At 50.5% G+C, this 20,594-nt stretch carries 21 protein-coding genes and 1 tRNA gene; 9 read left to right on the top strand and 13 right to left on the bottom strand.

What is annotated here, in order from left to right; translation table 11 throughout:
• Positions 1-261 precede the first annotated feature (261 nt).
• Together PCO85_09560 and PCO85_09565 are read right to left on the bottom strand one after the other, a co-directional pair.
• Positions 262-792 (bottom strand): GNAT family N-acetyltransferase, encoded by a 531-nt coding sequence (locus PCO85_09560; protein WJV55604.1) that lies wholly within the window; start codon positions 790-792, stop codon positions 262-264.
• Positions 793-867: 75 nt separating this feature from the next.
• Positions 868-1,752, bottom strand: coding sequence for a LysR family transcriptional regulator (locus PCO85_09565; GenBank protein WJV55605.1), 885 nt, complete (start codon positions 1,750-1,752; stop codon positions 868-870).
• Between the two features lie 155 nt (positions 1,753-1,907).
• Here PCO85_09565 and dld point away from each other — a divergent pair, with 155 nt between their 5' ends.
• A complete protein-coding gene (gene dld, locus PCO85_09570; GenBank protein ID WJV55606.1) occupies positions 1,908-3,686 on the top strand; it encodes a D-lactate dehydrogenase in 1,779 nt (592 codons plus the stop codon).
• A gap of 37 nt (positions 3,687-3,723) precedes the next feature.
• Here the strand turns inward: dld and PCO85_09575 are convergent, their stop codons facing one another.
• Both PCO85_09575 and PCO85_09580 read right to left on the bottom strand, forming a co-directional pair.
• The gene (locus PCO85_09575) at positions 3,724-4,128 is read right to left on the bottom strand and encodes a GFA family protein (GenBank protein WJV55607.1); all 405 of its coding nucleotides are present in this window, start codon (positions 4,126-4,128) and stop codon (positions 3,724-3,726) included.
• Positions 4,129-4,198: 70 nt separating this feature from the next.
• The gene (locus PCO85_09580; protein WJV55608.1) at positions 4,199-4,858 is read right to left on the bottom strand and encodes a TetR/AcrR family transcriptional regulator; all 660 of its coding nucleotides are present in this window, start codon (positions 4,856-4,858) and stop codon (positions 4,199-4,201) included.
• A gap of 82 nt (positions 4,859-4,940) precedes the next feature.
• On the opposite strand from PCO85_09580, the gene PCO85_09585 reads away from it, so the two are divergent.
• Positions 4,941-5,675 (top strand): SDR family oxidoreductase, encoded by a 735-nt coding sequence (locus tag PCO85_09585; protein WJV55609.1) that lies wholly within the window; start codon positions 4,941-4,943, stop codon positions 5,673-5,675.
• Positions 5,676-5,776: 101 nt separating this feature from the next.
• Here the strand turns inward: PCO85_09585 and PCO85_09590 are convergent, their stop codons facing one another.
• The 6 genes from PCO85_09590 to PCO85_09615 are packed head-to-tail and all read right to left on the bottom strand — an operon-like array spanning position 5,777 to position 11,829.
• Complete coding sequence (locus PCO85_09590) at positions 5,777-6,724, bottom strand: EamA family transporter (protein ID WJV55610.1); 948 nt, start codon at positions 6,722-6,724, stop codon at positions 5,777-5,779.
• A 15-nt stretch (positions 6,725-6,739) separates the two neighbouring features.
• A complete protein-coding gene (locus tag PCO85_09595; protein ID WJV55611.1) occupies positions 6,740-7,837 on the bottom strand; it encodes an arginine deiminase family protein in 1,098 nt (365 codons plus the stop codon).
• A gap of 18 nt (positions 7,838-7,855) precedes the next feature.
• Complete coding sequence (locus PCO85_09600; protein WJV55612.1) at positions 7,856-9,019, bottom strand: ATP-grasp domain-containing protein; 1,164 nt, start codon at positions 9,017-9,019, stop codon at positions 7,856-7,858.
• Complete coding sequence (locus tag PCO85_09605; protein ID WJV55613.1) at positions 9,016-10,227, bottom strand: ATP-grasp domain-containing protein; 1,212 nt, start codon at positions 10,225-10,227, stop codon at positions 9,016-9,018. Before PCO85_09605 ends, PCO85_09600 begins: the two co-directional genes overlap by 4 nt.
• Positions 10,228-10,241: 14 nt before the next feature.
• The gene (locus PCO85_09610) at positions 10,242-11,129 is read right to left on the bottom strand and encodes an FAD-binding oxidoreductase (GenBank protein WJV55614.1); all 888 of its coding nucleotides are present in this window, start codon (positions 11,127-11,129) and stop codon (positions 10,242-10,244) included.
• Between the two features lie 22 nt (positions 11,130-11,151).
• A complete protein-coding gene (locus PCO85_09615; GenBank protein ID WJV55615.1) occupies positions 11,152-11,829 on the bottom strand; it encodes a hypothetical protein in 678 nt (225 codons plus the stop codon).
• 902 nt (positions 11,830-12,731) lie between these two features.
• Here PCO85_09615 and PCO85_09620 point away from each other — a divergent pair.
• The 3 genes from PCO85_09620 to PCO85_09630 all read left to right on the top strand — a co-directional run bounded on the left by PCO85_09620 (position 12,732) and on the right by PCO85_09630 (position 14,577).
• On the top strand, positions 12,732-13,634 hold the full coding sequence (locus PCO85_09620) for a DMT family transporter (protein WJV55616.1): 903 nt from the start codon (positions 12,732-12,734) through the stop codon (positions 13,632-13,634).
• A 192-nt stretch (positions 13,635-13,826) separates the two neighbouring features.
• Positions 13,827-13,982: a hypothetical protein gene (locus tag PCO85_09625; protein ID WJV55617.1), complete on the top strand. Its 156-nt coding sequence runs from the start codon at positions 13,827-13,829 to the stop codon at positions 13,980-13,982.
• Positions 13,983-14,034: 52 nt separating this feature from the next.
• Positions 14,035-14,577 carry a flavin reductase family protein gene (locus PCO85_09630; protein ID WJV55618.1) on the top strand — a complete coding sequence of 181 codons (543 nt, stop codon included), beginning with the start codon at positions 14,035-14,037 and terminating at the stop codon, positions 14,575-14,577.
• Positions 14,578-15,342: 765 nt separating this feature from the next.
• Here PCO85_09630 and PCO85_09635 read toward each other — a convergent pair.
• Positions 15,343-15,432: transfer RNA gene (locus PCO85_09635), tRNA-Ser, on the bottom strand.
• A gap of 259 nt (positions 15,433-15,691) precedes the next feature.
• Between PCO85_09635 and PCO85_09640 the strand changes: the two genes are divergently transcribed.
• Positions 15,692-16,429: a phosphatase gene (locus tag PCO85_09640; GenBank protein WJV55619.1), complete on the top strand. Its 738-nt coding sequence runs from the start codon at positions 15,692-15,694 to the stop codon at positions 16,427-16,429.
• Between the two features lie 30 nt (positions 16,430-16,459).
• Complete coding sequence (locus PCO85_09645; GenBank protein ID WJV55620.1) at positions 16,460-17,038, top strand: molecular chaperone; 579 nt, start codon at positions 16,460-16,462, stop codon at positions 17,036-17,038.
• A 58-nt stretch (positions 17,039-17,096) separates the two neighbouring features.
• Here PCO85_09645 and PCO85_09650 read toward each other — a convergent pair whose 3' ends face one another.
• On the bottom strand, positions 17,097-17,660 hold the full coding sequence (locus tag PCO85_09650; protein ID WJV55621.1) for a lipoprotein: 564 nt from the start codon (positions 17,658-17,660) through the stop codon (positions 17,097-17,099).
• A 130-nt stretch (positions 17,661-17,790) separates the two neighbouring features.
• Complete coding sequence (gene mdtH, locus PCO85_09655; protein ID WJV55622.1) at positions 17,791-18,993, bottom strand: multidrug efflux MFS transporter MdtH; 1,203 nt, start codon at positions 18,991-18,993, stop codon at positions 17,791-17,793.
• A gap of 310 nt (positions 18,994-19,303) precedes the next feature.
• On the opposite strand from mdtH, the gene rimJ reads away from it, so the two are divergent.
• Positions 19,304-19,888 carry a ribosomal protein S5-alanine N-acetyltransferase gene (gene rimJ / locus PCO85_09660; protein ID WJV55623.1) on the top strand — a complete coding sequence of 195 codons (585 nt, stop codon included), beginning with the start codon at positions 19,304-19,306 and terminating at the stop codon, positions 19,886-19,888.
• Positions 19,889-19,918: 30 nt separating this feature from the next.
• Entirely contained in the window at positions 19,919-20,584 is a 666-nt protein-coding gene (locus PCO85_09665) for a YceH family protein (protein WJV55624.1), read from the top strand.
• The last annotated feature ends 10 nt before the right edge of the window (positions 20,585-20,594 follow it).

Here is a 20,594-nt window from a genome sequence, read left to right on the forward strand (position 1 = left end):
ATGTGTTATCGTGAAACAGGCTTTTCGTCGGGTTTAAAATGAAAACCCCCGGATGAAAACCGGGAGTGAGTTTGATGACAACGTCTATATAGCGGCGATAATGAGAATAGCGTAAAGACGCTGCAAGTCCCTCCCTGTAAGCTCAAGCCGCGTCCTTTACTCTTCTTCCTCATTATCACTGTTCTGACACCGCCTTTAAGCTCTTTCGAGCGTCGCTAAAAGAGACGATTTTCATAGGGCCTCATCTGTATGAACCGTTAGTTATAGGCCCGTTTTTGCATAAATAAGGGTGTTGTCCAGCTTTCCTGATGGTAAACGGCGAGCGTTATGCAATTTGCCTTCGTAGACATAACCACAACGTTCGGCTACCGCCCGACTTTTACGATTGGATTCAGCCATTTTGATTTCAACCCTTTGTGCCCCAAGCTCTCTAAAAGCATATTGCTGTAGAAGACGTACGGCCTCTGATGCATAACCTTTACCAACCTGACTGGTTCTCAACCAATAACCTATTTCAAAATAGGGCACTGATTTATCGATAATCATCAAGCCAATAACACCGAGTAGAGCGTTGGTTTCCTGGCAAACAATGCTGAACCGTAGCTCATTATTGAAATCTTCAAAGTTTTTTATCGCCTCTTGGGTATTGCTCACTGCAGTTTCCAACGTTAAGGCATAAGGAACCCAGGGCAGAAACTCGGAAAGTGCCATCTGGCTTTCCACGATGGCTTCAAACATTTTCGGCGAAACATCCGTTGACGGCGGTACCAATTTGATTCTTCCACTTTCCATATGACGCTCCGAAGTTCATGGAATGATAAAAATTGCTTATTTTCTAAGCCTGTTAAAGCCCCGGCCTTTTCCTGGTTACGATCCGCCCGCCTGACTCATCATTCTGACAAAATTCCGGATCACAGCCGATTTCTCCTGTTCGCGGTAAATCAACCCCAGCGCCGTCGTCAACGGTTGACTGAGACCATGATAGGTCACGCCATCGGAATGAATACTTTTTAGCGATTCGGGAATTACCGCAACCCCAAATCCCGCTGCGACCAGATTAATACTGGACGAAATCTGCGGAGATTCCATTTTAAGACGCGGGGAGAACCCCGCGTCCTGACAAGCCCGGATAATCGAATCATACAGCACCGGGCCGATTTCACGGGGAAAGGTGATAAAGCTATCATCAGCCAAATCACTCAGCGAGATTTCCGGGTTCTGTGCAAGTTGGTGCCCAAGCGGCAATACCGCAATCATCGGTTCATCGACCAATTGCACGCAATTGAGGTGTTCAATTTTTAGCGGCAGCCGAACCAGTGCGCAGTCAATTGCCGCATCACGAACCTTATCCATTAAATCGATACTGTTGCTCTCTTTCGAATGGATAACCACCTCTGGATATATTTTCCTGAATTCCCGCATCGCTGATGCGACGAAACCGTGAAAGACGATCGAACCGGCAAAACCGATCGATAAATGGCCGCTTTCTCCCCTGGCGACCATTTTTATTTGAGCCAGCGCACTTTCGGCTTCCGCGATAATCTTCTGTGCTTTTTCACGAAAGAAGATGCCTGCTTCGGTCAGTTCAACATGACGCTTATTGCGGATGAACAGTGGTGTGCCAATCTCATGCTCTAGTTTCTGAATCTGCTGGCTCAGCGGCGGCTGAGCAATGCCTATCTTCTCGGCGGCCGCTGTGAAATGCAGGGTTTCTGCCACGGCCAGAAAATACCGTAATTGTCTGAATTCCATTTGAGCACCTCTGTTATGGGTTAATTAATATCTTTTTCATATTAAAAAGACAATAACAAAGTCTTAGACGTCACAGATTCATATGGATATATTTAACATATACTTTACAAAGGTTTTAAATGGCTATGGTCATGAGACCATCAGGAGCTTCCGTTATGCCGACGCTTATTCATACCTCTGAAATTGAACTGGCTTGCGAAAAAACAACAGATAAACAACTGATTGAAACACTTCAGCATATTGTTGGTCATCAATATGTCCTGACCGATGAAAGCGCTACCCAGCAATACCGGAAAGGCATTCGTTTTGGCAACGGCAAAGCACTGGCCGTGGTTCGCCCCGGCTCATTAGTGGAACAATGGAATGTGCTAACCGCCTGCATTAAAGCGAATGTTATCGTTTTGTCACAAGCCGCCAATACGGGTCTGACCGGCGGTTCAACCCCGGATGGTGATGATTATGACCGTGAAATCGTGATTGTCAGTATGACCCGCATGAAGAAAATCTACTTGGTTGAAGAGGCAACACAGGTGGTTTGCTTACCGGGCTCAACGCTCAACCAGCTTGAAGAAGCGTTACGTCCGCATGGCCGCGAACCGCATTCGGTCATCGGATCAAGCTGCATCGGTGCCTCGGTTTTCGGCGGGGTCTGTAATAACTCCGGCGGCGCACTGGTGCACCGTGGCCCGGCCTACACCCAGATGTCGGTCTTCGCCCGCGTGAATGAAGCCGGCAAACTGGAACTCATCAACCACCTCGGTATTCAACTCGGCGATGAGCCGGAACAGATTCTGGCGGCGCTGGATAACGGCACATTCAAACCAGAAGATATTCAGCGCAATGCCGGTGAGGCGTCGGATCACCACTATGCTGAACATGTCCGCCAGATTGATGAAGAGACGCCAGCTCGTTTTAATGCTGATCCGGCCCGTCTTTATGAATCATCCGGCTCGGCGGGTAAAGTCATGGTGTTTGCGGTACGTCTGGACACGTTCCCTATCGAGAAAGGGGCGAAAGTTTTCTATATCGGCACCAACAGTGCTGATGAGCTGACGGATATTCGCCGTGATATTCTGGGCAAATTTAAATATCTGCCGATCTCTGGCGAATATCTACACCGCGACGCGTTTAATATTGCGGAAATCTACGGCAAAGATACCTTCCTGATGATTGAGTGGCTCGGCACGAACCGGTTGCCCGGTTTATTTGCTCTGAAAGCAAAATGTGATGCGATCTTCGGGAAAATTCCTTTTTTGCCGGCAAATCTCACCGATCGGGTGATGCAGGGGCTGAGCCATCTGTTCCCGAGTCATTTACCGAAACGGATGCTCGAATTCCGGGATCAGTATGAACACCATTTACTGCTGAAAGTCTCCGCCGCCGGTGTGGATGAAGCCCGCGCTTATTTGCAGGATTACTTTGATCGGGCGGGCGGTAGTTTCTTTGAATGTACGGATGAAGAGGGGGCCAAAGCCTTTCTGCACCGTTTTGCCGCTGCGGGTGCGGCAAACCGCTATCGGGCCGTACACACCCAAGAGGTGGAAGATATTATGGCCCTTGATATTGCCTTGCCAAGAAATACCCATCAGTGGCGGGAAACCCTGCCGAAAGACATGGAAGAAAAACTGGCGCTGAAACTCTATTACGGCCACTTCCTGTGTTATGTCTTCCATCAGGATTACATCGTAAAAAAAGGCAACGACTGCATGGCTATTGAGCATCAGATGTGGAAATTACTGGACCAGCGCGGCGCTGAATATCCGGCCGAGCACAATGTTGGTCACCTCTATCATGCCAAACCCGCGCTGAAGGCCCATTATGAAAACCTGGACCCGCTGAATTGTTTTAATCCGGGGATCGGCCACACCTCAAAACTGTCACACTACAGGCAACCAGAGCATTGTGATTGTGGCCATGACCACCGTGCCGATTGATAAATGCCGCACATTGATAACCCGATCGAACTGTTGGTTATGAAGCAGTTCGATCGGCAGGGTGATTTACGCCATCGTTAGTGATAACTTCACCTAAATCAAACGGATTTACCCCCTCCAGACAACCTACATTAAAGCCATATTCAGACGGGTTTGAGCGTCGTTGGTGATGGGTATAAATACCGCAATTTGAGCAGAAATAGTGCTTTGCGGTATGGGTGTTGAACTGGTAGAGCTTCAACATGTCTTGACCTTTCACGATACGAATTCCATCGAGTTTAACCGATGCAACAATTGCCCCTTTTCTCCGGCAGATTGAGCAATCGCAACGTCTTGGATTCTCGATGCCATTTGGCAACGTTAGCTCTAATTCAACCGCACCGCAGTGGCACGTAGCCTTGTGTTTTAGCTGAATTTCAGTCTTTCCGACTTTCTTGATCATGCTGTAATTCCTCCAGATTTAGTATCACTGTCAGTGAGGGTTCCGCAGTACGATTAAATTTCGGGGGACATCAGGTAATGACAGAACCGTTATCTTCAAAAACGACCGCTCTTGCAAAGAGATAGGCCTGGCACAGCATCGGCAGTTCTCGACGCAGTGTCGCGAGTTCTTGCCGTGTCGCGTTGCGCTCCAGCACGGCGCGGGTAGCGCCTGCCAATGTAGCACGCAAAGTGAAGGCAACCGCATCCGGGTCGTCGAAAGTTGCGTCTTTGGCGCTTTTCAACAGCTCACTCATCGCCGCGTGGTTGCGTCGGGCGACGTTACTGATGAGGTCGTCCGTGTCGAGTTCCGCTGCAACGGCGTAAAGTGCGCGAGCCGTATCGGTATCCCGCGTTTTCGCATCAAGAAAGGCATCGACCAGTGTGTTGGATATGTTCTTCAGTGACATGCCACGGCAACGTGCGCAAGTGGTCAGAACCGCATCGGATACGGCCTCGAGGTGCCTCTGTAGCAGAGCAAAAAGTAGCGCCTGCTTTTGCGGGAAGTATTGGTACATCGTGCCGACTGAGACACCGGCACGCTCCGCAACCCGCGTAGTGGTCAGGCGCGATAAACCATCCGACAGCAAAACCTGAATGGTCGCCTCGAATATGGCATCGACAGTGACTTTCGCACGGGCCTGATGCGGCTGTTTCCGGGCTTTTAGGTGTTCGGGAGACATCCTCGGCATATGCGAATTCCAAAGCTGAATAATGCTTCATAAAATACAGTCAATTCATATGCACTTCAACAAATTCGGAAGAGGATGAGTGATGACACTGTTTATCGGTAAGACCGCCCTCGTCACGGGAGCCAACAAGGGCATTGGGCTGGAGATCGCCCGTCAGCTCGGGAATGCGGGGCTGCACATTATCGTGGCGGCTCGTGATAGGGAGCGAGGAATGAAAGCGACTCAAGTTCTTCAAGATGAGGCTATTGTAGCCCGTTTCTTGTGCATCGATCTGACTGATCCCGTATCCGCAGAAGACGCCGCTGCGGATATCCACAACCGGGAAGGGCAGCTGAATATCCTGGTCAACAACGCTGGTATCACGGACCTTCGAGATGGATCACCGGGCTCGGCCAATCTGGACGCTGTTCGGCGTATCTTCGACACGAACTTTTTCGGTACGTTGGCCGTCACGCAGGCCATGCTGCCGCTGCTGAAAAAGTCTACCCCGGCGCGGATCGTCAACATCTCCAGTGGCCTCGGTTCTCTCTCGCTCCACAGTGATCCGAGCTGGGAATACGCCCCTTATCGGCTCATCGGCTACGGTGCCGCCAAAGCCGCTGTGAACATGCTGACAGTACAACTCGCGGCTGAACTTCGCGATACCGGTATCAAGGTTAACGCCGCCGATCCCGGCTTTACGGCAACGGATCTCAATGGCTATCGGGGACACCAAACCATTCCACAAGGCGCGGCGGAAGCCATTCGCCTGGCGCTTCTCGACGACGACGGTCCAACGGGCGCGTTTTTCAGCGCTGAAGGTCGTGAACCCTGGTGACACCGGGGATGTGCCGGCACACGGTTTTTTAATGTCGATTCTGGTAATCAACGCAGCTGTGACAGCATCGGTAAATGATTCCCGCCTGATGCTTCACGCAGTTAAACTTCACTGGACGTCTTTTCCTGTACCGCCGAACGGGTTGCCGGAGCCGGACTTTTATACCACCAGATCCCCAACAGTACGGCGGCGACGCCAACCCATTGCAATAATGCCAGTTTTTCATCAAAAAGGAAAAAGCCAAGCAGAATCGACACTACCGGGCGGGCGAGCGTCGAGACCGAAGCCAGCACCACATCTACGTGTTTGAGCGCATACGCCATCAGTCCATGGCCCAGAAGTTGGCTGATCAGTGCCAGTAAGGCGATCACTAACCAGCCCCTCTGCGTATCCGGCAGAATTTGCGCGCTACTGGCGAGCGCCACGGGTAATAGCAGTAGCGCACAGGTGAAGCTGTTCCAGATAATAATCTGGTGAGAGGTGAAATAATCACGCAGCGATTTGATCAATAGCAAATAGATGGCATAGAAAAACGCAGAGTTAAGCGCGAGCAGGTCGCCGATCACCGACAGTTTAGAAAACGCTACGCCAGCGCTGCCATCAAATACCAGCAAACAGGCACCAAGGATACTCAATGTTAGCGCCAGCAGCTTATATGTGCCGATCTTCTCATTCAGAAAAAGAAAGGATAACAGTGCCACAAAGACGGGAGACAAGTTCATCAAAATCGTTGTGTTCGCCAGACTGGTCAACTTTACCGCCCAGTGGTTTGACAGTAAATCTACCGACGATACTGCTCCGGATAGCACCAGCAATCCGAGCATTGCCCGATTGCTACGCCTGAAACCTTTGGTCCCCATACCCTGACTCTTGCCTGAAGGCCAGGCAAACGCTGCAGAGGCTAAACCGCCAGCCAGGAACATGCGTAACATCAGCGTCGATGTCGCATCAACCTCACTGAGCTTGACGAACGCAATCGCAGATGCAACGCCGATGGTGCTTACTATTAATGCTAAAACGGGAAGTAAAGCATTATTACTTACCTTCATGACGCGTCCTTACAATTATATAAGTTGGGTTGAGCAGTGTATGCCGCCAGACTGCTTCTGGTGCTCGGAAAAAGAGATCGGATGTATGTCATAGCCACGGGCTGACAGTTGGTCAAGAAGGCGCGATGGCGCGGCGTTATTAATCCAGATATGGTTTCCCGACGAGAACGCGTTAGCGCACCAGGCCGCCATCATCTTTTCATCAAGCAGGATCGGCTTCAGATCGGCGGACTGCGCTGCCTGACGTAGTGTCAGGTTTTCCTTCGTCACACGCCAGCCCGATGGTGTCCTGCGATAAATGCTGACCGTTGAACGGTCAATAGCGTCCGCTCTTCTTGTGTCAATCAACAGCGTATCTCGCAGCAGGCAGACATAGTGATCGAGATGGAACTGCTCGGGATTGCGCCATGTGTCCTGTACCGCCAACACAACATTGGTTTTGAGCAGGCCGGAAGCAAGCAAAAAATGCAGGGTCTGTTCTTCAGTGCGGAAACCGACGTTGATAACAGAGACGAATTCATTCTCCTGATAGTCACCTCCCTCAAGTAATTGTTCGAGCTCTACGAGGCTATGTCCGTGAGCGGTAACGACCTTCTTTACGACCTCGACTTCCCGAGCCCGATCCTGGCGTTTCAGACGACCGAAAACCGGTTGACCACCCACGTTAATAAAGTGGTCACGCGGAAACAACAACCCATACAGTGGGTTAATTTCATAGCTTTCGTATGTAGCGTCAGGACTGATGCGACCGAGTTCATCATTGTAGTGCAACCGCAGTTTCGGCTGATGGATGACAATCTCTGCCAGCGCCTGGCGACTGATGCAAGTAAGTTGCTCGTGGGCAAGGCGCTGGCGGGTCTCCGGAACGTCATCGGCAAATCGTAGCGCACGTCCAGCAAGTCGCTGCATCTCTTCTATCGGAACATGCGGCCCATCATCGTTAAACAGGGCATCAGATAAGAAAGCGGTAAGGATACCTGCAGCATTAAACGACCTGGCCAGTGCCAGCACATCAGCATCAGCTTGCCGGAGCAAGTAGGGCTGTTGCGTCTCCATAAACACCGACATAGTAACGGGTTGCGCAACGGAGGGTAGCTGTAGAAGGACTTTCACTAATTGTTTCCTGCTAACTCAAACCGCACGGATCGATTTCTGTAGAATGTTCATACACTGCGTAATGGCATTTTCCACGTCGGCCTGATTGTCTCCTGTAAAGTGCAGCTTGGCGGGGATATCTTCGTAACTGAATTCGCTATTTTCGCCTCCAGGCTGGATACAGTGATATGTCAGCAGGGGGTGAGACAGATCCATATTCGGATCGAAGGCATAACCTCCGGGAAACGGGTTCGGCATCATGACAAAACCGGTAATTCGCGTTTTCACTGGGGAAATGGCGATACCGAGCGCGGCCTGAGTCCACAGCGCATAAAGATCGATCCCTTCGCTGCGCAAGGTGATGAATGGAATCTCTCCGCCACCAACCCGACCGCCAATCTCCAGGAAGACCAGTTCCCCGTGGCATTCGATAAGTTCTAAATGAATAGCCTGGTTTTCCAGGTTCAACCGGGTACAGACTTCCTGAGTGAAGATTTGCGCTGTGGCGATAAACTCGGGGTTGTCAACGGTTACCGAGCCGAGCGGTTGACCATTGCGGAAGTCCAGGCAGGTGTTGAGATATTTCGACACTTTAAAATAAGGTATGCTGCCGTTGGCGAGAATGGCGTCGACGTGATAAATATCGCCTTCTATATACTCTTCGACTTCATAGCCGGTGAAGTCCACTAGCTCGGGTATATCTTCCCGACGTTCGAGCTTCACGACACCGTCCGAGGCGGCGCCGACCTGCGGTTTTAATATAACCGGGTAACCCTGCTCGCAACAGAACGCGTCAATCTCTTCGCGCGATAATACCTGCCGATAGTGCGGGTAACGCACGGTCGAGCCGGTTAATGCCGCCTTCATGCTGGCCTTGTTGCGACACAGCAGGTTATCGGCTATTTTTGCCCCACTGATGTTGAGCTCGGTGCGCACCAGTGCGGCCGCATCCAGATCGTATTCTGAAAAAGCGAGCACAAAATCAATGGGGCGTTGATGATGGATACGACATGCCTCGCGCAGAACCGTGTCTGCATCCAGGGTATTGACTTCCACAATGGCGACACTGATAGCGGGGTCGATCAGGCTGGAGTGCCCCACCAAAGAGATATAGGAGACGCCAACCTGTGTGTGATCGATATATTTGCGGTAGTCAGATAGTTCGTCGTCGTAGCGGTTAATGACCAGAACGTGTTTCATGCAATTTTTACCTCGGTGTGTACCCGTTTGACCAGGCTTCTTACTTCTGCTTCATCATCACCACCGAACATCACGTAGCCGACTCGCGAGGTCCAGTCTTGGGCGCAGCCCAGTGCATCCCCTGGCTGGTAATACACCTGGTGTGCGAGATAGTGTGAATGGTCGATGAATTCTTCCAGACCGGACAACGTAGTAAATTCGTTTTTTTCACCGCGGGGAATAAACGCGATGGCACTGATACCGGGCGTGCCGTGTACGGCAGGGCTATCGGTGCCCAGGTATTGGCACAGCGTTTCAGTGGCAAGATCGATCCCGCTGGAGTATCTGATCAGCTCAACGATATTGTCGCCTGGCAGGCGGGCCGCCAGCTCAATTGCCACGGGACGACCTTCCGGTGTGACGCGTAGTTCAAGGTGGAATGGGCCGATGTTCAGCTGTATGGCGTCCAACACCGCCAGCGCATAGTTGCTCATGGTCGTGTAAAACGCTTCGGTGTAACGCTGGCCTACTATATGTCCGATTTCAACAAAGTATGGCTCCGCACCGAGTAGTTTTTCAGTAACAGAGGCGATGGTAATGCTGCCGTCTTTACGCACCACGCCTTCAATGCTGTACTCCTTGCCGGGGATATACTCCTCGACAATGACACATCCGCTGGCGGTGAAACCTACGTCGTTTGGTAATGCTTGGCTGAAGGCGTCCACTACGGTGGTCAGTTCCCCGAGATTGTGAACCTTGCGCACGCTGATGCTGCCGGCCATATCAACCGGTTTAACTACCGCCGGAAAGTTGAAGCCAGAAGGTATCTGCACCGGCTGTCCGGGACAAAGCAGGAAAAAACCGATATTGCTTAGCCCGGCTTCAGTAAGTTGGCTGCGAAAGTTAAATTTATTGCGTACCCGCTGCACGGCGTAATCACTGAGATGTCTTTTTCCTTGTGCCGCCCCTAAGCGTGCGGCCATCGGCACCGCATACTCTACGCCGGGCAGAATGGCATTGATATTTCCCAGTTCATCCAGCATCGCCTTCTGGAGGTCAAAATCACTGGTGTCAATCTTGATGACCTGGCGTACCTTGGCGCGTAGCTCTGGGCTGAGTTGGCGTTCACCCTCGTCAGCGGAAAACACATACAGATCGACACCCAGTTGCTGTGCCGCGGTGAGATAGGTGATACCAGACGACACAGGATCAATAATGACTACGGACATTGCTCAATCTCCAATTATCCAAAACTTTCGAGTTCACAAAAGGGCAGGTTTTGTAACCTGCTAATCACCAAATCCGATCCCACACCAACGGTCAGTGCGTCTTGGGCTAGGTGTGCTTCGATATCGAAATTGACACTGGTCCAGTCATGGAAGGGAATGTTGGTAACGTTGACCTCACATTCAACAGAGCGGCAGAACATCGCTATGCAGCCAAGATGATAGTCGCAGATCTCGGCACGATTGACGGCGTAAACCCCAATCTCCCGGGGGTTGTATTTAGTGGCCAGCTCCAGGGCGCGACTTAGCGCAGCCCCCATACCGCTGCCGCCACTCACGACGTTTACGCGGCTCACCGGTGTGTCATAGTGGGGCAGCAAAGGGTTTACCATGGTGTAATCCAGCCGATCGCCAACGGACAGGTTTGCAAACAGTGTGGAGAAGAGTCCTCCGGCGCGTAATTTCACGTGGAAGGTGAGGCTGTCGTAAGCTCTTTTGCCCAATGACACCACAGAGTAGCTGCGCACTGCCGCAGTTTCGGGGTGTTTTAACGTCACGATCGACTTGGCATTGTAGAAAACCCGGTTAACCTCTAAAACGATTTCCAGGATTTGTTCGGACAGCCACGTTTTGCTTTTGACTCTGGCTGGCTGAAAGCTACTGATGACAGGGATGATTTCCACATCAGCTGCCACTTGGCTAATGCAGGGCAGGAATTCGCTTTTGGCGGTGATTACTTTTCCGTTTTCCATCACTTTCCCTGAAACCAACTTGCATCTGCAAACTCTGCATACACCTTTGAGGCAGCCTTTTACGACTTTTCCGCTGGGGATCGCGTCGATTAGAGGTTGACTGCTGTCGGCGGTATACGTCAGGTCTCCAATGCGAACGCGATATTTTGCCATTACACCGGTCTGCGTTTCTGAGTTAAAGCGTTGCGGCGCGCAGTGCCTGGAAATACTCGCCTACCATCGGCACAAAGGCCTTGATATGAACGACCGCTTTTTCCAGGTCTTTTTCATCCTTGATGACGGAAGACAGCATGTTATTCATCATGCCGCTGTGGTCTTCTGCTTCATCAAAGGCGACGTGTGACGCGGCGCCGTTTACTGCCGGCTGGCCCATGTTCGCGCTCGCTTTCTGCGTGATAAATGGGTTGTATTTATCGCCATAATACTCCAGGAACCAGTCCCAGGTGATTGCCGCGAGTGGACCGAATTTACTGACGCATAGGTTGAGGTAGCCCATCAGTTTCCACGTTTCCGGGAAGGCGTTTTCCGCCTGAATGTCAGACTTTGCATAGCCATAAATATTGAGATCCTGACCGAACATTTCGTCATGGCCGAACTCGTCATACAAATAATAGGAAAGCTGCTTGGCAGCGGAGATGTTATTGATGGCTGCGGCCTGTACCGCTCGTGCATCCAGTTCATTATTCATATGAATGCGAATGACACATTCCAGGATATGCCGCTTGTAATACCCTTCATTGAACCAGTCTGCCTTGTGAAACTCCGCCATGATTTCGTCTTTGGCAAACTCCGCTTCCATGCAGGTATCAACGGCGGACTCAAGCTTTTTTAACATTGCATCAGTGGTAACCATTAAGTTTCTCTCTCGATTATCAGTTATTAATTAACATCTCTACTATTTTGTAAGGAAATGCTAGACCATCGGGAAACAACCATGCAACAAAATCATAATGAATATTTATCAATTGAAAAATTAAAAAATATATTGATACTTCTTTGATCCGTGTTTTTTTGACTATCAGCATCTCGACTATCAAAGATGTGGTGTCGTGCGCTTTTTCTGTTTCAACAGGCGTATATGCACCTGTTGACTGCGGTGATTACCCAATCTGGCGTTACCAGCTCAACAGGAGATAGAATGCGCAAACGCGCCACTTAGGCGACAACTGCGTTGGTTAAAAACAGGCTTACGCTTGCCATGCAGAAAATTCGCGATTGAGATGCCTTTTTTGAAAAAAAATAGCATGCTAATAATTTAACTATTTGATTATAAATATAAAATAACCACAATAGTGAATTTTAAATCAGATTTATTGACTAAAAATTCACAGTGTTGTAACTTTGCAACTCTGACAAGTAACATTAAATATTTTTAACAAAAATGACCGAGCTTACTGTAAATGGAACGGCGTTTAACGTCTTGATAGGGCCTGCATTGTCAATTGTTATTTCATCAACTGACGCTTTAAACCCCTGGGGCTTACAAGAAAAATGTGGTGAGTGTTTCGTCGGGGTGGTGCAAGATAACCTTGGTAGTGCCAGTACATCAGAACGAAAATTCCTTGATTTAATGGATCGCTATCCTTCTGAAGGTAGACTTCTATGTCAATATTCATTGAATTCAAAATCTGTCGTAAATCGCTTTGAGGGTTAATAATGAAATTTGAATTCAACAATGAAATTATGGAGAAGCTGGCTCCACTGTCATCTTTTAATAACCACGCAGGACTAAACACGTTGGCAAGGAGTTAGGCAATGAAAGCAACGAGATTATCAGGAATAATATATGCCTTACTGGCCGCTATATTCAATGGCACCGTGGGTGTATTCAGCGTGAAATTATTCCAGTCTGGTTTATCTCCCAATCAAGTTGCGTTCTATAAATGCTCTCTTGGACTGATCATCATTTCACTAATTGTATTTTCTTTTAGAAAAGGCAAGGCGTTAGTGACTTTTTTCCAATCTAAATGGATAGTCGTCGCGGTGTGCGCATTCTTTGGTTTCTTTGTGCTATATCACTTTGAAACAAATGCCTACGTTACAACGAATGTCTCGACAGTCGTTTTTATTCTATTCGGCAGTGCTACTGTATTTTCATTTCTCCTGTCAGCTATTTCTGAGAGACGTTTTTTTAACGTCAAAGAAATACAGGCCATAGTATTATCCATTGTCGGGTTGTACCTTATTTTCTCTAATGATGGTGGTATTAATCTCTCTCTTGATAAGGGGCTTATTAATGCTGCTTTGGCCGGGCTTGGGTATGGGCTTTTCTTGTTTTTGTCAAAAAAGCTAAAGTTGGGTTCTGGCATACCGCAAATGTGCATCTTGCTATTATTCGGCTCAATTTATCTCTACATCCCTGTCCATCAAGAGTTAAAAATAAGCAATATATCACCACAGGTTACTTTAATTCTTATTCTTCTCGCTATCCTTCCAACGATAGGGGGCTTTTGGTGTACCACTAAAGCGCTGACGTTGACATCAAGCCAGTCAGTTCAGTTGATTGAATTGTCCGAGCCTATTTTTGCAATAATTTTTAGTATGGTATTTTTGGGGCAGGTATCAACAATATCCCAATATATTGGCGGTGGATTAGTATTTTTTGCAATCTTCCTGCATGAATTTAATATCCTGCCACGAAGACTGAAAACAGCGTAATAGGCGCTAAAGGGTCTGGGTTCAGTCCTCCCGTTCCTGGTGACTAACCGAATATGCAATTGCGCATCAATGCCTGTTCATCGCCAACGTCCAGTCGCTCGACCACGGCTGTCCGTCTTCAGGCTTTATTGTGACATTGACTTTTTCGCCTTGCTATAAACGAAAAACCCCCGGACTGTCGTCTGGGGGTTAATGTACGTCGAATATGGCGGGCAGCGCCCGACGAAGATGAGCACTATGATAATGCTGGTGCGGGCCTTCGTCCAGCCCGCGTTTGAAGAGGCGACGAAGCGCATCGAGCGTCCGGTCCGTCTGCCGCAGCCCGACAGCGGACAAGACCCGACATGAGCATCCGGCAGAAGCGTATATAATGTGACTATCCACGACGAAGGAGCGCGACATGCACACGCTTTCCCTTGAAAAAGCATTCACCCTGGTCGAACCCGGACCCGTCATCCTCGTGACGACGAATGACGGTGTGAAGAACAATATCATGACCATTACCTGGACAATGGTCATGGGGTTTTCTGCGGCGTTCGCGATCACCACGGGAGCCTGGAACTATTCCTACGCTGCTTTGGAATCCTCACGGGAATGCGTGATTTCGATCCCGACGGTGGACATGATCGACACCGTCGTCGGAATAGGAACCTGCTCCGGCGCAGATACCGACAAGTTCGAGAAATTCGGCCTTACGGCTCTGCCCGCGAAACATGTGCGCGCCCCGCTCATCGGGGAATGTCTGGCGAATATCGAATGCCGCGTCACGGACATCGTCGAGCGGCATAGCATCGTCGTCCTGGAGGGTGTTGCGGCCTATCTGGACGCAATGCGCAAGGAGAAGCGCATGTTGCACGCCGTTGGGGACGGCACCTTCGTCGTGGACGGTCGCAGGCTCGACCGCAAGGAAATGATGCGCTCCAAACTCCCTCCGGGGGTGTGAGCCGCATCGTCTCCGAACATCTTTCTGCGCGGTGCGCTTCTTTTCTCGCAAATGCGGCTCTCCATTGGGTGCCCAACCACGCATCTTTATTACCGCGATTGATCAAATTTCTTAGCAGTCGCGGAAGTTTGGCCATACAGATGCCGGACAACCTCAACGAACCCGCGCACCGGCTTATGCGTGAAATAGCCGTCGAACAGCCATGGGCCGACAAACTCGCCAAGTCTGCGGGTGAGCGTACGATAGTGGAAAGTGCAGATTGGTATTATAGCCTCTTGCGGCCGCTCTGCAGCAGAGTGGACATATGGCGGACCACTTATCACCACCCACTCGCAGGAGGCGCGAACGCTGTGGTGGAGTGGTTCAAAGGCAGCGGCCTTCGTCCCTTTCTCTTACCACTCAACGATGTTGAACAAGAGAGATATCTTTCTCAATATCGTGCAGCCGTTTCTGATGCATATCCAACATTGTCTGATGGTACTGTGCTGCTGCCTTTCCCACGATTGTTCATCGTGGCGTCTCGCTGACAGTCCGCGAGACGCGTTGCTGATGAGGGGGAGGCCGCTGCTAACCCCTGGCGAGGTGACACAGTTTCCGCCCGACGACGAGTTGCTGCTCGCGGCGGGTGCTGGATTGGATGAGACAGTCTGAAAGTTTATCTCAGTGTTGAACAGAACTTCCGGGCGGCCGAGATGACGAGCGCATTGTCCGTCTGGTGGACCATCATGTCGGCGCACCGTGCGCCAACACGCTATGGGATTGAAATGGCGGTGAGGGAGGGATTCGAACCCTCGATACGTTTTCACGTATACACACTTTCCAGGCGTGCTCCTTAAGCCTCTCGGACACCTCACCGGATGCGCCTATCGGCGACCGGCGCTACTCTAGGGAAATTCAGCCACAGCGTCAACCTCCTTGTGTCATGAAACCGTGTGTTTAGCCAAACTTAACGCAATTTGCTGCTTTACTCGCCAGTTCGACAGGGAAATGCGATATGGGTCATGCTGGAACGGGTTGCCATTATGTTAATTTATAGTTACGTCCTGGTCGTGTCCGCTGTATCGTCAGCGGATAAATGATATGCTGGCTATCAAATGCCGAACCAGGAGAAATCATGTATCCCGTCGATTTACACATGCACACTGTTGCCAGTACGCACGCTTACAGTACCCTGCATGATTACATCGCTATTGCCAAACAAAAGCAGATCCGTCTGTTTGCCATTACTGACCACGGTCCGGATATGGCGGATGCGCCACATCATTGGCATTTTATCAATATGCGGGTCTGGCCACGGATGGTGGATGGAGTAGGGATCCTGCGCGGAATTGAATCCAATATCAAAAACCTGGCCGGTGATATCGATTGCACCGGTCCCATGCTGGAGTGCATGGATGTGGTGATTGCTGGTTTTCATGAACCGGTGTTTCCGCCACGGGATGAAGCCACGCATACCGAGGCGATGATTGCCGCGATGGCACAAGGCGATGTGCATATTATTAGCCATCCGGGTAACCCTAAATTTCCGATTGATATTCGCGCTGTCGCGCAGGCGGCGGCAAAATATCATGTGGCGCTGGAATTGAATAACTCGTCGTTTACTCACTCTCGTAAAGGCAGTGAGCCGAATTGTCGGGCGATTGCGGAAGCGGTACGGGATGCCGGTGGCTATCTGGCGTTAGGTTCAGATTCGCACATCGCTTTTTCTCTGGGAGAATTTTCCCTGTGTGAGCAGATTTTGCGGGATATTGATTTCCCACAGCAACGCGTGTTGAATGTCAGCCCTCGCCGGGTTCTTGATTTTCTGGAACAGCGCGGCAGGCCCGTGATCCCTGAATTTGCGGATTTGTGACGTTGTCACCAATAATTACAAGGTTGTGAAATGAATGAGTTTTCCATTGTGTGCCGTATCCTGGGTACGCTGTTTTATCGTCAGCCACAGGATCCGTTGTTGGCACCATTGTTTACCTTGATTCGCGAAGGCAAACTACGTCAGGAGTGGCCTCTGGAACAGGATGCGTTGCTGGAACGGCTGCAAAAAAGTGTCGACCTGCCGGCGCTGAATGAGGATTATCAGGCGTTGTTCGTTGGCGAAGCCGCATCGGTGTCGCCGTGGCGGTCCGCCTATGAACCTGCTTCGCCTGAAACGGAAATCCGCGCCTTTCTGCAACAGCGCGGGATGCCGTTGAGCGATGGTCCGGTAGATCACTTCGGCGGCTTACTGCTGGCGGCTTCCTGGCTGGAAGATCAAGCGCAGGAAGATGAAACCGCTGCACAGACGGCGCTGTTCGATAATTATTTGCTGCCGTGGAGCAACCGTTTTCTGGGCCAGGTGGAGAGTCACGCGACGACGGCGTTTTACCGCACGCTGGCGATAGTGTGCCGCGAAGCGCTGGGAGCAATGCGCGATGAGCTGGAAGAAGCGGTGCCAGATGATACGGACGTTGACGAAGCAGAATAAAACGCAGTAGACGCAGATAGACAAACCGGTGGCCGTCATGACCACCGGTTTATTGTTTTTAATCGGTCAGCATAATCACCAACTGTCCGGGTTTGACTACAATGCCTTTCGCCAGTTTTTTCGCTATCGCCTCTTTGGTGCTGTGATCACCGTTCAGCACATAGGCCGGTTTCTGGTCGAAGTAGCTTTTCAGCGACTCATTAAGATAAGGCGTCAGCGTTTTCATTACCGACTGCATCTTCTCCGGCTGAACGGTGTAATCGGTCAACTCCAGATCTTTCAGGTAAATGGCACCCTGGGATTTATCAAATACCGGCTGTGCTTTCAGTGTCAGTTTCATATCGGCGGACTGAGAGCCGAGCAGTGAACTGATATCGATTTTGGCGTTGCCCGTCAGCGTAATTTTACCCGGCTCGGCACGACCAATCTGGCTTGATAAATCGGTTAAAACGATATGGGCATCCAACACGCCGGGAACACCTACCTGTTTTTGGTAATCGTTGTGTTTTTGCAGGTACTGATTGACGTCCTGTTCACTCAGGCTGTACTGCGTAAGTTGATTACAGCCACTTAGCAAAAATGCGCCTAGCAACGCCAGCGTTGCCAATCCTGATTTTTTCATTGTTATAACCTCATTAATCTCTCTCAGTGCTTCCGTCAGTACGGAGCCTGGGCAGCGTGCGATATTCATGGCGATGCGCCAATCGGATAGTACCGAAAAAAAACGCCAATGGGTGGTGCTTATGATGTCATTAACTGCCCAGCATCGCCGGTTCAATGCGGCGCAGATGAAATTGCCAGTACAGCGCCGCCAGCGTTATCAGACCAATAATGCCGAGCATACACCACGGGAGTTCAGGTTGTCCCAGCGACTTCCCAACGTCAAACAACCAGCCACCGCCGCTATAACCCAGCATGCCACCCAGTGCCAGTCCCATACGACTGAACCCCATGTAACTGCCGCGGGCACGGGCATCCGCCAGTGAGGCGCCGAGCGTTTCTCGCGCCGGTTCGGCGATGATTGAGCCGATGTAAAACAGGCCGATTAACATCAACAACAGTTGCAGGCTGGTAACCATGCCCATCGGAAACAGACTGAGGGTCATGACAAACAATCCGGCCATCAGGCGTTGTTCCAGCCGGAAACGTTTTTCACTCCAGCGGGCAATCGGGTAGAGCAGTGTCAGCGATAGTGACGCTTCAATCGCATACATCCATTTCACCGCGCTTGGTGTGCCCGCCAGTTCGTTGACCATAATCGGCATCATCAGCAGTACCTGAACCGCCAACATAAAATAACCGGTGAGACTGAGGACGTAGACGACAAAGCGGCGATCGCGCATAACACGCAACAACCCTTCACGCACCGGCGTTCGAATAGTGGAGATACGGTAAGCCGGCAACAGCCAGGCATTCATGCCAGCCGCCACTACGAATACGAATGCACCCACCCAGCACACCACCGTAAAGTTGTATTGCATCAGCCAACTGCCGATCAGAGCGCCGATCACTGCACCTGCGTTGTCCTGCATCATCAGCAGCGAAAAAAAACGACCACGTTCATGGGGGCGCGTGAGTTTGATCACCATTGCGGTACGCGGCGGATCAAACAGTGTGCCGCCCAGTGCGGAGAGAATGCACGACAGGATCAGCATGATAGGGGTAGTCGCCAGCGCCATAAACACAAACCCGGCGGAGCGCATCAGCATACCGGTAATAATCATCGGTTTGGCACCAAACCGGTCGGCAATAGCGCCGCCAAAAATCCCCAAACCTTGCTGGGTAAGCTGGCGAAGGCCCAGCGCGACCCCAACGGTAAGTGCGGCCCAACCCAACTGATCGACAAAATGAATGGAAATCAAAGGAAATACGACGAAGAAACCTAATACTACCAGCATGTTATCCAGTAGAAGAAAATATTTACCCAGGCTGCGAGCCTGCGCCATCAACGACATGTTTCACCACGAGAGGCAGAGAGAAAATAACCGACATGACTATTCTGGCGTCTCTTCAACATTTACGATAGATCATTGGGGATAATATTTTTTTATCGACTTAACGTTATCTAAGTAGCAATTTTTGAAGAAAAGGAATTTTTATCATTCTGATTGCATAATAACTCGGCGATAGGGATTTTACGTCAGAGAATTTATGTGGTTATAGTAAGAATTAACGGTTACTTACCCTATTTCCCTTCGACAGAGGTAGGCCCCGTCTATTCAATGAATTTTACTTATCGACGATCAGTAACCTTGGGAGAGAGGAATGTTTGGTTATCGTCCCATGCCGGACAAAGTACGTTTGACGACAGATCGTCTGGTAGTGCGCCTGGCCTATGAGCGTGATGCCTGGCGCCTGGCAGATTATTACACGGAAAATCGTGATTTTTTGAAACCCTGGGAACCGGTGCGTGATGCCAGTCACTGCTACCCTTCCGGTTGGCAAGCGCGGTTAAGTGTCATTGGTGATATGCACAAGCAGGGCACTGCCTACTATTTTTTGCTGCTTGATCAAGATGAAAAAGAGGTGTGTGGCGTCGCCAATTTCAGCAATGTACTGCACGGCTCGTTTCATGCCTGTTATCTGGGGTATTCGCTGGGGCAAAAGTGGCAGGGACAAGGGTTGATGTATGAAGCGCTGCGGGCGGCGCTGCGCTATATGCAACATCAGCAACATATGCACCGTATTATGGCGAACTACATGCCGCACAATCACCGTAGCGGAGACCTGTTGACCCGACTGGGCTTTGAAAAAGAAGGGTACGCCAAACATTATTTGTTAATTGATGGTAAGTGGCAGGATCACGTGCTCACCGCCCTGACTAACCATGAATGGACGCCGATGCGGTGAGATAATGCCGACAAGCGCTAAGGAATTGTCATGAAATATCAGCTAAACGCCCACGAAGCCAGAGTGATTGGCTGCCTGCTGGAAAAGCAGGTCGTCACGCCAGAACAGTATCCGATGTCATTAAACGGGTTGACCGCCGCCTGCAATCAGAAAACCAATCGCGAGCCGGTCATGAACCTGAGTGAAAGTGAGGTTCAGCAGACGCTGGATATGCTGGTGAAAAAACATTTCCTGCGTACCGTCAGCGGATTTGGCAACCGGGTCATCAAATATGAACATCGTTTTTGCAATTCCGAATTTGGCGATCTGAAATTTTCTGCTGCGGAAGTGGCGCTGGTGTGCACCCTGTTGCTGCGTGGGGCGCAAACGCCCGGCGAACTGCGCACACGTGCGGCTCGTTTGTATGAATTTGCCGATGTCAGCGAAGCGGAAAGTGTACTCCAGCAACTGCAACAGCGTGATGATGGCCCGTTTGTGGTGCGGCTGGCGCGGGAGCCGGGAAAGCGTGAAAGTCGGTTTATGCATCTTTTTAACGGTGATGTTACGGATGACGTGCTGTCGTCAACTGAGGATGACACCACGGACAGCAGTCTGTCGGTACGAGTGGCGGCTCTGGAAAATGACGTCGCTGAACTACGCCAGCAACTGGCGGCGCTATTATCGGAAAAAACATATTTATCGGAAAAAACAAATTGAGCCGCTCCGT

It is taken from the genome of Prodigiosinella aquatilis, from assembly GCA_030388725.1.
GTDB lineage: Bacteria > Pseudomonadota > Gammaproteobacteria > Enterobacterales > Enterobacteriaceae > Prodigiosinella > Prodigiosinella aquatilis.